Here is a 14,232-nt window from a genome sequence, read left to right as displayed (position 1 = left end):
CATTGTTGGGCACGGCAGCAAGCGTACGTGCTGCTTTCTCCGTAGACCGGCGCCGTCTTCCCATGCTGTTTAACTCAAGTCGCTGCTTCGAGCCGACACGCTTTCTAATGATTTAATCCCACTCGCTCGATATTTCCGTCAAACTCCTGAAACATGGCTGATTGTTAAATGAAGAGTGTCACTGGTTTGGGGTTAAAAATATCGGTTATCATCGCTGCCTTCGGCGAAGGCTTCCGATGAGTTAATTCATCGGTCATCCACGTTAATACCGTCGCATCGAACCAGAAAAAATCAGATGAAGATGTCGCGTAAAAAGATTGCAATCCTGGTAGTCGGTCTTCTGGTCGTGGCCGGCGTGGTCATTCAGGCGGTGTGGCGTCCATTCGCGCATCGCAAAGCCGCCGAGACCGCCGAAGTCGTGCTCGATATTCATCATCCGGATGCGGTGATCGACAGCGAAGCGCTCTCGCGTTTGCCGCGCGACATCTTGCGCGTGCCGCTGTTGCACGACGTGCTGACCCAGGACTTCGTCGACTATTACGAATCGAACGACACGCGGTTATCCACAGAAGGCACGCTGCGGCGTTTCGCATTCGAACATCAACTGGACTGGCGCGATGAATTGATCCGCCGCGTATTCGACGAACCCGCGCACGTGCTGCTGTGGCGCTCGCCGGATGGCCGCCTCGGCTACTGGGTGATGTCGATGCACCGTAACGGTCTGGCGAAGCTGCTGCAAGGCTTCGGCAACGTCGCCGCCAGTGACTCGCAGTTGAGCCAGGTGGCCAGGCTCTCCGGCGACGTACCGGTTTACGCGTTGAAGCTGGCGGTTGGCCGCACGATTCTGTTCGCGACGAAAGGCGACCGCCTTGTCGTGATGTCCGCACCCGGCGTGCTGCTCGACGCGAAAGGCAGCTTGCTGGGCGAGCGGGCCGACGCCGTGTCCGAGATGCTTTCGTCAGGCCGCGACGATGCGGCGCGCGCCTATCAACTGGACGCGCCCGGCGATGCACCGAAGGGGCACCGGCTGGTGGTGTCGGCGAATTATTTGTCGTTTGGCTATCAGGCGTTTTTCTCGGGTATTGATGCGCTGCGCTTCGACTTTTCGTCGAATGGCAATGCCGCGGCGAACTGGCAGACCTCCGCGCTGATTGAGCCGGGCAAGTTGCCTCAGGAGTGGAACAGTGCCGACTTGTGGCGCGCGTTGCCGGCCAATCCGGCGGCGTGCACGAGCCTGCCGGCCGACTGGAAAGAGGCATCGGGTCTGTTGGGCAAGGTCACGGATGTGGGCGCGGATGGCGCCGCTGCGATCGGCGATCAGCTCGCCGGCCCCGCGGCCGTCTGCTGGTATGCGAAGTCCACTTTGGTCGCGCCGGTCTTCGTCGCTCGCGTGAAGACGCAGGACGTGGCGAACCTCGCTGTGCTGAAGACCGCACTCGGTAAAACCTTTGGCGACGTGATCGGCGCGTACGAGGCGAAGGCCGCCAAATCCGGCGAAGCTGACGCGGGCTATCGTCGCTTGCCGGTCACGAAGCACGACCAGGGCGCCAGCGTCACCGTGTGGCAACGACCGGTCAGTGCGCGCTCTGGCACTGCCGTGTCGAGCAAGGCGTCGTTCGCATCGCAACTGTCGGCGGAGCGCTATTTCCCGGTGACGCTCGCACTGGCGCACGGTTATCTGATTTTCTCTCCTGATTCGCGTCTCGTCGACGATACGCTCGCTGTGCTCGACAAGCGCTATCCGGCGCTCGCCGACACGCTCGCGCCGCAGCGTCTGCCGCACACGATTCTCACGCTGACGCCTTCGTCCGCGGCTGCGTTGATCGAACGCGAAGCGGGCGCGGCGTTGCCGGCGGATCAGGAAGCGGTGTTCCGCAATGCCTCGCGTACTCATCTCGTGCCGAAGCTGCATGCGCTCGCACATTACCCGCCGGTTTCGTTGACGCTGCCGCAGAACTTGCCCGGCTCCACAGGTTGGGTGCCGGTGGAGTGGTGGTTTGATCGTGCGAAGGCGGGCGGAGGTGCCGATGCCACCACGGGCGCGGCCGATGCGCCTGCGGATCAGCCCGGCACCGAGGGCGATTGAGTGCGCCGCGTTCACGTCTCCGGCGCGGCGCCGGTGATCACGCGCCGCGCCTGGCTCGCGCGTGCGGCTTCCGCGTTCATGATGGCCGGCCTCGCGCCCTGTGCAAACGCGCTCACGAGCACCGCCGCGTCGCCCGACCCCGACGCGCTCTCACCGCAGCAATCCGCCGCGTTTCGCGCCTGGTTCGTGCGCATCGTCGACCAGCAAATGCGCCGCGGCCCGACGCCGCGTTGGACGCAACGCGATTGCGCGGGTCTCGTGCGCTTTGCCGTCGGCGAAACGCTCAAGCCGCATGACAGCAAATGGTTGCGCGCCAACGGCATGACCAGTCTCGCGGACACCAGCAGCATGCCGCCCGAACTGCAACTGTCCGCATCGCAACGCGGAATCGCGAACCGCTGGACCCAGCTCGACGGTTCCAGCGGCGCATACGCCTCGGCGATCGCACTGATTCAACGCAATAGCCGTTTTGTTTCGAAGGACGTCAACCAGGCGCTGCCTGGCGACCTGCTGTTCTTCGACCAGGGCGACGACCAGCATCTGATGATCTGGCTGGATCGCTACATCGCTTATCACACAGGCACCGTTACGCCGACCGATACCGGTCTGCGCGCCGTGGCCGTCTCCGACCTGATGCAATGGAAAGATTCCCGCTGGCAGCCGCTCGACGGCAATCCGAATTTCGTTGGCGTGTTTCGTTTGGACTTTCTGACACCATGACCCGAATGAACTTCGTCACTGCGTCGCGCGCCTGGCTCGGCAACTTGCATCGTCGCGCGGGCTTCGCTGCGGTCGCGCTTCTCGCGGCCATGACGCTCGTCATCGCACCGGCGGCCCATGCCGACGACGACGCTTCGAGCACCGCCGCCGACACCAACATCGCCGCGAACCCGACCTTGCAACCGGCGCCGTCGAGCAATTTCGCTTCGCAGAAGGTCGACGGTCAACCGTTCTTTCTGCTCTCGGACGCGAGCTTCGGCAGCGATCAGTTGGCGCAGGTGCGGCTGGAAGCGCCCGGCCGCGACTTCAAGGATGCACTGCAAGCGTATGGCGGCGCGGACATCGTCGTGTATCGCGTGCCAAAGCCGTTGGATTTTTTGAAGGCGCAGAAGAATCTGCATCGCCTGAATGTCGCGCCGAACTATCAGGGCGAAGGGCTGGCGAATACGCTGGCTTATCTGTGGGACCGCTGGTTCACCGAAGCACGCCGCGCCTGGCAACGCGTGCTGTCGTTCGCGACACGCAGCAAGGCGACTGAAGCCGAACCGCAATTCAAGCTCGGCGAGCAGGCCGGCAAGCAGACGCAATTCCAGCAAAACTCCCAATTCGCGCCGCTGAAAGGCTATGACATGGTCGCGCGCTTTCGCTATCCGATCTGGGACGCGAAGGTGATTGCGCCGCCGAAGGGGGTGAACCTCGAGGGCAGCAGCAGTAACTTTATTGAAGCGAGTTCGGGCAACGTAATGATTCCGGTCGGCAAACTGCCGCCGGGGCTGTATATCGTCGAGGCGGTGATCGGCAACTATCGCGCGCATACCTTGCTGTTCGTATCGGACACGGTCGCGGTCGTGAAAGCGGCGTCGAGCGGCATGCTGGTGTGGACCGCGCGGCGCGATAACGGCAAGCCGGTGCCGAATACCGACGTGAGCTGGACCGACGGCGTAGGCGTGCTGCAAAGTGGCGCCACCGGCAGTGACGGTGCGCTGGTGCTGCAACACGTGAGCCCCGAGCGTAGTTACGTGCTCGGCACCGATCCGCAAGGCGGCGTGTTCGTCTCGGAGAATTTCTATTACGACAGCGAGATCTACAACACCAAGATCTACGCGGTGACCGACCGTCCGATGTACCGTGCCGGCGATGCGGTGCATGTGAAGTTCATCGGTCGTACGTTCCAGAACGCGACGCAATCTACCGCGCCTGCCGACGCCGATATCAAGCTAGACGTACTCGATCCGAACGGTTCGCCGGTCGCGACCAGCAAGGTGCATTTTGCTTCCGATACGGGCGCGGAGTTGTCTTTCACGCTGCCTGCCGATGCCACCGCCGGCGGCTACACGCTGCACTTCGATTACAACGGCGATGTATACGGCAGCGCATTTCGCGTCGCCGAATACGTGAAGCCGCATTTCGACGTCAATCTGTCGATGGATAAAGCCGACTATGCGACAGGCGAGCAACTGAAGGGCAAGATCCAGTTGCGCTATCCGGACGGCAAGCCGGTGCACGACAGCAAGGTTTCGGTCACGCTGCGAGCGCAGAAAGTGACGATCGTCGATGGTGAACTGCGCTATGCCGGGCTGTTTCCGGTCAAACTGGAACAGCAGGAACTCACAACCGACAGCGACGGCAACGCGAGCCTCACGCTGCCCGCAGCCAAAGAACCGAGCCGTTATGCGTTGACGCTGTTCGCGCAGGACGGCGCGGCCTACAAGGTGCGTGTGACGCGTGAGGTGCTGATTGCACGCGGCGCGACGCCTTATCGCCTGTCGACAGCCAAGTCGTTTTCGCAACCTAAGGAAGCGGTCAATTTCGATCTGCAAGCGCTCGGTACGATCGATCCGTCTTCACATGCGCCGGCCAAGTGGGAATGGACGCGGCTCGAATCGCAGACGCACGGCGAAGGCACGCTCAAAGGCGCAACGGCAGGCGGCAAGCTGTCGTTCCCGGTGCAATTCGACGAACCGGGTTCGTACATGCTGTCGGTCAAGGACGACACAGGTAATCTGCTCGCCGCTGCGAGTCATTGGGTTGCGGGCGATGGCCTGAAGGCGATTCCGGGTAGCGTCGAGATCGTGTTCGATCGCGACAAATACAAGATCGGCGATACCGCCGAGGCGCTGATCACGTTCCCCATGCCGGTCGACGATGCCTTGTTGACGCTGGAGCGCGACAACGTTGAACACCGTGCCTTGCTGACAGCCGGCGGCGACTGGCTGCAACTGCAACGCGTGGCGCCGTCGCAGTGGAAAGCGCGCATTAAGGTCGGCGAAGAATTCGCGCCGAACATGGTGTTCTCGGTGTTGTACGTGCACGCCGGCGAGTACGTGTTCCAGAACGCCGGCATCGTGGTCGCGCAACCGCAGATCGAACTGAATGTGAAGAGCGACAAGCCGGTGTACGGTCCGGGTGATACGGTCACGCTGAACTTCGACAGCACGCTGAATGGCAAGCCGGAAGCGGCGAATCTGACGGTGAGTGTGGTCGATGAAATGGTCTACGTGTTGCAACCGGAAATCGCGCCGGATATCGTCGACTTTTTCTATCACCCGCGCCGTAATAATGTGCGGACGTCGTCGAGTCTGTCGTTCATTACGTACGACCTGGCGCGCTCGCCGTTGAAGGGCGCGCCAGGCGGCCCGCAACGCGCGAACTACAACGAGCGCGGCGTGAAAGTGCTCGAACGGCCGCGTCGTGACGATCAGGACACGGCCGCGTGGGAAGGCACGTTGAAGACGGACGCGAACGGTCACGCCACCATGACGTTCAAGATGCCGGACTCGCTGGCCCGCTGGCGTGTCACCGTGCGCGCGGCGGCGGCGGACGGCATGGTCGGCCAACGCACGGCCTACGTGCGTTCGGACAAGGCGCTGTATCTCAAGTGGAGCGGGCCTGCGCATTTCCGCGTCAACGATCAGCCAGCCGTCGACATGATCGCCTTCAATCAGACCGACGCGGATATGGACGCCGAGTGGGTGGTCGACGGCGGCGGCCTCTCGTTGAACCAGAAGGTCACGCTTAAGCGCGGCGCCAACTATTTGCGTCTGCCGACTGGCGCGTTGAAGGCGGGTGTGATCAACGCGACCTTGCGTCGTGCGGGTAAGGATGTGGATCGCGTGCAGACCACCATCCATCTCGATGCGAGCGGCTGGCTCGATCTGCATCAGAACACGGTGACGCTCGACGGCTCGAACAAGCCGCTCAATCTGCCGCAAGATGCGCAGGACGTCAGCGTGCGTTTCATCGGCAGTGCAGCGAGCCAATTCGCGCGCGTCGCCGACGATCTGATCAATTACCCGTACGGTTGCGCCGAGCAGACGTCGAGTCGTCTGATTCCTTTGGCGCTTGCTCACGACGCCATCGGCCGTGGTGACAACGCCAGTTCGACGCAAGGACTCGAAGCGCTGTTGCGTAATCAGCGGCAACGTCTGGCGATGCTGGCGGGTGTCGGCGGCACGTTCGGCTGGTGGGGCGATACGACCGGCGGTAGTTCGCTGATTACCGCCTACGCGTACTACGCGGACTGGCTCGCGAGCCGCAGCCTCGGCATTACGCTGCCTGCCGACAACTGGCAGCATGCGATGGACGTCTATCGCGATGCGGGGGCGAAAGAGCCGCTGCTGCATCGTGCGCTGGCGCTCTGGTTCATGCAGCAGATGGGCTTGCCGGTCGCAACGCCGGTGTCGGGCGTCGCGGCGGACTTGATGAGCGATGCAGCGGCTACGGGCAATGCTTCGACCCCTGCGCGCAACGGCACGTATGGCGCGTCGGACAGCATCGTGTTCGCGCAAGCCGATTCGCCGCGCGGCAAGCAAATGGCGACGCTGCTGGTCGCCAACATGGCGCGCAGTACGAGTGCTCAACTGCCGGATGGCTTCGATGCCACGATGAGCGCCGCGCGTACGGCATTGGCTAACGATCCCGCACCGCTTGTGCAGAGCCTGCTTTATATGACGGGTGGCGACGGTGGCGCGGCGGTCGATGCATCGGCCTTGCTCGCGAAGAGCAGCGCCGACTATCCGACACTCGATCGCGCGCTCACGTTGCTGTGGGTGCGCAAAGCGCTCGGAGGCGACGCGGCGCCGGCTTCGCTGCCGTCGCTGCAAGGAGCGGGCTGGACGCGCGCTTCGACGCCGACCGGCACGCCGCTGTGGAAATGGACCGGCGTGGCACTTCCGACCACGCTCGATGCAGGCGGCGCGCGCACCGACGTGAACGCACTGGTCTCATTCCGCAGCCATACGAGCGAGGACAGTCGTCTGAACATCACCGTCGAACGTCGTTTCTACAAGCTGGAGCCGCTTGAAGTGAAAGCCGATCCGAAGAAGGCGGGTGATGCCGAAAGCCAACTGGGCCGCTCGGCGTTCACCGCACGTCGGGTAAAGCCAGGCGATGCGATCGACAGCAATGCGTTGTACATCGACGAAGTCACGCTCACGCCGCGCTCCGGCAACGCCTACCACTACGGTTTGCTCGACGTGCCGCTGCCACCGGGCGGCGATGTCGAGGCGACTAGCTGGGGTGTGTCGATCGACGGTTTGCCGGGCGAGAAGGAAGGGGTCAGCGGTCCACAGCCGTTCGCGCGTGCCGCTTCGTATGAGATGGGCGAGTTGGCCTATCACCAGCCGGTGCCCTTGCTCGATCGTCCGGTGACGCTGCGGCAACTGGTGCGCTTTGCTTTGCCGGGCACGTTCGCGTTGCCGCCCGCCCGCTACTTCCGCATGTATCAGCCGGACGCCAAGGCGTTCGAAGGCGGTAAGAGCGATCGCATGACGACCCTGCGTATTCAGTAAGTGAGATCGCCATGTTCTTCGCTCTTCGGCACTCGCGCGATCGTCTGGCAGCTATGCTGCGGATCGCGCTCGCCGTGGGGGCGGGGTGTGTTTTTGGTGGAACAGGTGCGGCAGCGGCTGCGGTGATGGCATCGTCGAGTGCGTCACTAGCTGCGGGGGCGAGCTCGTTGCCGATTGCGTCGTCAAGCTCATCGCGAGGCTCAACGTCGAACTCGTCGTTCGCCGCGTCCTCGTCGCAAACGCTGCACTTCGCCTGGTTGCGCGACGGCCAATCGCAGCTTTGGCAGTTCAACGCCCGTGGCGCCGCGGACGATCTCGTGCCGCAGTCCGCGCGTCCGTTGCCGACGACCCTGGAGACGCCGCTCGGCAGCGTGTGGAAGCTGTTCGTTTACGGTTATCTGGTCGATCGCAATATCGCCACGCCGGATTACACCTGCAGCGGCGGCGATCCTGAAGAAGTGTATTGCTGCATGACGGGTGGTCACATCGACCGTGAACATGCGCTGGTGCAGTCGTGCGGACGTTTTTTCGAGCCTGCACGCCTTCAACTCGATCCCGCCGATTGGCGCAAGTATTGGACGGCCGCGCATGCGCCCGTCTGGCTGCGCGATCTGCACGCGATGACGCCCACGCGCCGCGTGCCGGTGACCGACCTGCTCGCCGCATTGCAGGCGATGCCGGCACGGCCACGCGAAGCGGCGGCGAGTACGCTGGTGTCGGTGCTGACGAGCGGACGCGGTGAGGGCACCGTATCGCTGTATGGCAGCGTGCTGCGCGCCAAAACGTGGACGATGCCGGACCCGGCGCGGCCTGGCGCCTCGATTGGCGGCGCGGCAGGCTGGCTCGCTGACGGCACGCCGGTGTGGTTGGGCGGCCCCGGCGGCAGCGTGCGCGTACTGGCCGCCGCGGCGCCGCGCATCGCGCCCTTGCTCAAGCAAATCACCGTACCGGACGACAACGCGTGCGTACTGGTCGATTTCTTCAGCCGCTATCCGATTCGTCAGGTGCTCGGCGACAAGGGGCCTGCGGCGGCGCCCGATGGCCCGCTGCGTGGCGATTTCCGGATCGGTTTCGTCAACGGCAACTGGGCGCGTGTGGAAAGCCGCGGCGAACTGCGGCTCGATCGCGACGCCGCAGGTGCGCCACAAGTGGTCGGCCGCTTCGGCATGAATGACTACGTCGCACGAGTGGTCGAGCGCGAAGGCGACACGAGCCAGCCGGAAGCGGCGAAAGCGCTGGCGGTGGCGGCGCGGTCCTACGTCGTGCAGCACGGCAATCACGACCACGGCTGTTTCCGTATTGACGATAGCAGCAGCACGCAGCGCGTCCTGCCGCGCGTGCCGACTGCTGCGGCGCGCCGTGCGGCTGATATGACTGACGCACTGGTGCTCACCGGTGTGCCGGTTCAGTATCACCACGACAAGGCCGCGCCCGGTCAGATGAGCTGGCTTGCCGCGAAGGCGCTCGCGCAAACCGGTCTCACTTTCGACGCCATCCTCTCGCGCACCTGGCCGCAGGCGACCCTGACGTCGTTCGAGAGCCCGTTGTCCGGCGATTGCATCGAGGTGGCCGGCGCGCAGCAATGGCTGCAGCGCAACGCGCCGTTGTGGGCGCGGCGCATGGACGGTGCGGCTGGCTATGAAACGCCCGATCTGCCGGCCGTGTGCGCGGTGCGTGAGGGGCGGCCCTATGCGGACGCGCAGCGCAATCGCGTGTACGTGTATCGCCTGCAAACTGAAGAAGATCGCATCGCGTTGGCGCATGAATATATTCACCTCGCGTTCCAGCATCATCCGCGTGGCCTCGATGAAGCGTTCGTCGAACGTACCGCGCGCACGCTGATTCGTACCGACAATCCGATCCAATGAATACCGTCTCGCGCTCGCTTTCCGCCATGTTCCGCGCGCTCCCTGTGATGCGCCGCGTTCGAATTCTTGCGGCCGTTGCTTTGGCGCCTCTTATGCGGTGCGTTCGAGTTCGCGTGGCAGTTACCTTGCCACCTCATACGCGCGGTGTTCGAGTTTGCACGGCAATTGCCGTGGCCTCGGCTGCGCTGGCGGCGAGTATTGCGACGAATGTACAAGCTGCCGGCGCAAATGATGGCGGCGGTGGCGGCGCGCTCGCCGATCTCACCGGCGCGTTCGGTGGCTGGCGTCACAGCGGACTGACGAACGAAGGCGAGCACTTCGTCGCGGCATATCCCCGGCCGCCGGTCGATCGTGGCGCGCAGCGCTATCGCACGCTGATTGAAGGACGCCTGAAGCACATCGACAAACACGCCCGCAAGCCGCCGACGCTGGTCGTCAACGGCAATCCGACGCCGCTCTATACCGACGACGAAGGTGCATTCGCGCGTCCGTGGGCGTTCGGCGCGGGTTCGAACAGTATCGAATTGATTTCCGCCGACGGCAAACAACGCCAGCGCATGCAGTTCTACGAAGCCGACCGCAGCAAGCCACAAGCGAAGCTGCGCGCGATCGTCACGTGGGATGATCCGAAAGCGCAGGTGGATCTGCATGTGATCACGCCGGACGGTCTGCACGCGTTCTTCGCCAACCCGACGCTCGAAGACGGCAGCGGTTTCGACGTCGATTCGGTGGACGGTGCGGGGCCGGGGATATTTTCGTCGGCGGCGCCCGAGCACGGTACGTGGCTGTTCTTTCTGAATTACTGGGGCAACTTCGATTCGACCGGCTACAACTTCGACGCCGCCGCGCACGAGCGCGACGTGATTACCGCGACGTTGACGCTGGTGTTCAATGAAAACACGCCGAACGAGCGGCGTGAAACGATGGTCGTGCCGCTGCGCAAGATCGGCGACCTGCTACTCGTGAAAAGCGAACGACTCTGACAGCGGGATGGGAGCAGTGACGATGAAGGTCAAGACGACGGGTTGGGTGAAGGCTGGCTGGATGGTGCTCGTCGTCGCCTGTTTGCAGGCTGCGACGGTGGCGTACGCGAGCGATATCGACTTCGGCGCGCCGCTGAACGGCTGGCGCAACACCAGCGGCGACAGCGAGCGCTATACGCAGGATGTGCATTACCCGGCGGTGTCGGTCACGACGCCGGAGGGGCAGTCGAAGTTCGCGCTGATCGAGGGGCAAATCCGCAACGCGCCGAAGAAAAAGGGCACGTCGGTGGGCACGCTGGTGGTCGACGGTACGCCGTTGCCTCAGCGGGTGGAAGAGGACGGCAAATTTTCGCGGCCTTACGCCTTTCCGTCCGGCAGCAACAGCGTTGAACTGCGGGCGCCGGATGGTTCGCGCAAGCGCGTCCAGTTTTACGACGCGTACAGCGGCAAGACCCAGCCGAAGTTGCGCGTGGTGCTCGCGTGGGACACCGACGGAACCGATCTGGATTTGCACGTGGTCTCGCCGGACGGAGTGCATACCTGGTATGGGGACCGCGTGGCGCCAAACGGCGGCGCGCTCGACGTGGATGTGACGACCGGCTACGGGCCGGAGATTTACTCGTCGGCGGCGCCGTTGAAGGGTACGTATCTGGTGTACGTAAATTATTACGGCAACGGAAACAGCGGCAGCGATATCACCGTCGCGCAGGTAACGATCATCACGAACGAAAATACGCCGGACGAGAAGAGCGAAACGATTCGCGTGCCGATGCGTAAGCCCGGCGAACTGACGCTCGTGAAGACGTTTGTGATGCCCTAAGCCTAAGGCAATGCATTTTGCCCGCGGAGCCGCACGCTCCGCTGCTTGGGACCCGGTGCGAGCAGAGGGTGAAATCTCAACATGCTCAACGACTTGTGTGAGTCTTGCGCAGGATACGCTCGGCCTCGAGCGACCGGATCAGCCTCAGGAAACGCGCAATGCGTTTTACACTGCGGGGCGTTGGCTGGCAGCGGGTATTACTATCGGCGGGAACATTTCTTTGCTTGCTTGAGGCGTCGCCGTCGAACCGGTCGACGCGCTACGCATTCCGGCGATGGCCATGTACACGTCACGCGGGATCGAATGGCTCGACGACAGCCTTCCCGATCTGGCCGAGGGGCATCAAGGAACTAAACATATGACGTGGTAATGCTCACCGCGGTGTGGATGAGACTGGATGCGCAGCAACGTGTGCGGCGTGCGCTTGCCGTGCGTGACGCACGACAAGCGCAACCCGTTTGCTTAACGGTCGAGGAACGACTTCAGGCGATCTGCGCGGCTCGGATGCATCAGCTTACGCATTGCCTTGCTTTCGATCTGACGAATCCGCTCGCGCGTGACGTCGAACTGCTTGCCGACTTCTTCAAGCGTGTGGTCCGACTTCGTGTTGATGCCGTAGCGCATACGCAGCACCTTTGCTTCGCGCGGCGACAGCGAGTCGAGCGCGTCGTCGATGGCGGCGCGTAAGTCGGCCTGCATCGCTGCATCAGCCGGCGAGGACGCGGCCGAATCTTCGATCATGTCGCCGAGCGTGGCGTCGCCGTCGTCGCCGACTGGCGTCTCCATCGACACCGGCTGCTTGGCGATCTTCAGAATGCCGCGCACCTTCTCTTCCGACAGTTCCATGCGTTCGGCGAGCACCGACGGATGGGCTTCCTGACCGGTCTGCTGCAAGATCTCGCGCGAAATGCGGTTGAGCTTGTTGATCGTTTCGATCATGTGCACCGGCACGCGAATCGTGCGCGCCTGATCGGCGAGCGAGCGCGTCACGGCCTGGCGAACCCACCACGTTGCATACGTCGAAAACTTCCAGCCGCGGCGGTATTCGAACTTGTCCACCGCCTTCATCAAACCGATGTTGCCTTCCTGGATCAGGTCGAGGAACAGCATGCCGCGGTTCACGTATTTCTTCGCGATCGAGATCACGAGACGCAGATTCGCCTCGATCATCTCGCTCTTGGCCTTGCGCATCTTCGACTCAGCCGCGACCATCTGACGATTGATCTCTTTCAGATGCTTGAGCGGCAGCGAAACGGTCGCCTCGATGTCGATCAGCTTTTGCTGCTCCGATTGGATCGCCGGCAGATGGCGTTCCAGCGCCGCGCCGAACGCCGACGCACCGCGCGCGGCACGTTCAGTCCAGCCCAGGTCGGCTTCATGACCCGAAAACGACTCGATGAACTGCTCGCGCGGCATGCCGCTCTTCGTCACGACGATTTGCAGAATGCGACGCTCGATCGCGCGAACCTGCGCGACCTGATGTTGCACGTCGCCACACAAACGGTCGATGGTGCGTGCCGTGAAGCGGATCTTGGCAAGGTGCTGCTGGGTCTCCTGGCGGGCACGCAGGTAGGCCTTCGAGCTGACGTCGCCGCGCGTGTGCGAGGCGTTCATCTGGTCGGACAGGATGCCGACCTGGGCGAAGATTTCGAGGCAGTCGTTCGTGAGCTGCTTCAGACGTGCTTCGTCCGCTGCCGAGGAATCGGCCGGGCCGGCGTCGTCGTCTTCTTCGCTATCGCTGTCGTCATCGTCGGTCGCGTCGGTGTCAACGTCCGCCGCGGCGTCCGTGCTCGCGCTGGCGTCTTCCGCAGCGACCGTGTCCTCATTCAGACCGTCGACCAGCTCGTCGATGCGCAATTCGCCGTCCGCGACCTGTTGGGCGCTCGCCAGAATGGCGGAGATCGCGAGCGGGCAAGCGGCAATCGCCTGCACCATTTCGTGAAGACCGTCTTCGATGCGCTTCGCAATCGCGATTTCGCCCGCGCGGGTCAGCAACTCGGTTGCGCCCATTTCGCGCATGTACATGCGCACGGGGTCGGTCGTACGGCCAAACTCGGAATCGACGGTGGACAACGCGACTTCGGTTTCCTCGTCTGCCTGATCGTCCGACACCACGGCGGGGGCGTTCGAGTTGAGCAGCAGGGTTTCCGCATCCGGAGCCTGCTCGTAGACCGCCACGCCCATGTCATTGAAGGCGCTGACGATGCTGTCGATAGCCGCCGTTTGCGCGAAGTTGTCGGGCAGGTGGTCGTTGATCTGCGCGTGGGTCAGGTAGCCTTGCTCCTTGCCCAGCTGGATCAGCGCGCGCATCTGGCGCTGGCGTTCTTCGGCTTGTTGCGGCGCAAGTTCAGCCGCTACGGGGATCGCTTTGCCGCCGCCTTTGCCCTTGGCTGTGCGGCCAGCGGGCGCCTTGGCGGTGTAGCCGGCAGTTTCGTGTTGCGAATCTTCGCGATCAAAAGGGTTCACGTATTCTCCTCTAGAGGCTTCGCTATGAGACGCAAGACGCGACCGTCAGGCGTTTCGAGCATGGCTCAACATCACCTGAGTGACTCAACGCGGTTGTTTGGCTGTGCTCTGGGGAGCAAAAAAGATGAGCCCGCGTGAAGCGGGCCGATAGAAAAGTGCGAAATTCGCGCGGCTCGCATTATATACGACCTTGCGCCTTCGCGCTCATTGTGAGCACACCATTTTGTCGTGCACTCCTGTCGCAGACTCCCTCGCGCCCCGCTGGTCATGGGCGGGTGCTCGTTACGAACGGCGTGCCGGCCATTCGTCGCGCCTAACGACAAGCCTCCTACTATAGATGAACTCACGCGTCCTCACACGGCGTGCTCACATTTTGCCGCCTCACTATATATAGGGGCGCTATAGCTGGACGCAAGTTCTGGCGTTGATTCGCTTTTGCCCCAAAGAAAATTCACAAAAGGGGGTTGACGACGTGCCGACCGTTCTTCATAATCTCGTC

General features: G+C 63.0%; 7 protein-coding genes. 6 read left to right on the top strand and 1 reads right to left on the bottom strand.

All coding sequences use genetic code 11. The features are described 5' to 3' along the window. Positions 1-295: 295 nt before the first annotated feature. The 6 genes from PQR40_RS28025 (at position 296) to PQR40_RS28000 (ending at position 11,267) form a co-directional block, all read left to right on the top strand. Positions 296-2,086, top strand: a complete 1,791-nt coding sequence (locus tag PQR40_RS28025; protein ID WP_408393139.1) for a DUF2138 domain-containing protein — start codon at positions 296-298, stop codon at positions 2,084-2,086. Next, positions 2,087-2,806 carry a DUF1175 domain-containing protein gene (locus tag PQR40_RS28020; RefSeq protein ID WP_408339783.1) on the top strand — a complete coding sequence of 240 codons (720 nt, stop codon included), beginning with the start codon at positions 2,087-2,089 and terminating at the stop codon, positions 2,804-2,806. Beyond that, the gene (locus PQR40_RS28015) at positions 2,803-7,596 is read left to right on the top strand and encodes an alpha-2-macroglobulin family protein (protein WP_408510288.1); all 4,794 of its coding nucleotides are present in this window, start codon (positions 2,803-2,805) and stop codon (positions 7,594-7,596) included. The genes PQR40_RS28020 and PQR40_RS28015 overlap by 4 nt, the downstream gene beginning before the upstream one ends. Positions 7,597-7,607: 11 nt before the next feature. Continuing rightward, on the top strand, positions 7,608-9,464 hold the full coding sequence (locus PQR40_RS28010; RefSeq protein ID WP_408510287.1) for a DUF2300 domain-containing protein: 1,857 nt from the start codon (positions 7,608-7,610) through the stop codon (positions 9,462-9,464). Between the two features lie 197 nt (positions 9,465-9,661). Next, positions 9,662-10,447, top strand: coding sequence for a YfaP family protein (locus tag PQR40_RS28005; RefSeq protein WP_408238704.1), 786 nt, complete (start codon positions 9,662-9,664; stop codon positions 10,445-10,447). Between the two features lie 22 nt (positions 10,448-10,469). After that, positions 10,470-11,267, top strand: a complete 798-nt coding sequence (locus PQR40_RS28000) for a YfaP family protein (protein ID WP_408238519.1) — start codon at positions 10,470-10,472, stop codon at positions 11,265-11,267. 462 nt (positions 11,268-11,729) lie between these two features. Here PQR40_RS28000 and rpoD read toward each other — a convergent pair whose 3' ends face one another. Beyond that, positions 11,730-13,733, bottom strand: a complete 2,004-nt coding sequence (gene rpoD, locus PQR40_RS27995; protein WP_408339777.1) for an RNA polymerase sigma factor RpoD — start codon at positions 13,731-13,733, stop codon at positions 11,730-11,732. Positions 13,734-14,232 lie beyond the last annotated feature (499 nt).

This window comes from Paraburkholderia sediminicola (assembly GCF_046026855.1).
Lineage (GTDB): Bacteria > Pseudomonadota > Gammaproteobacteria > Burkholderiales > Burkholderiaceae > Paraburkholderia > Paraburkholderia sediminicola_A.
Note: the sequence above shows the minus strand (reverse complement) of the source record. Positions and strands in the feature narration are given on the sequence as shown.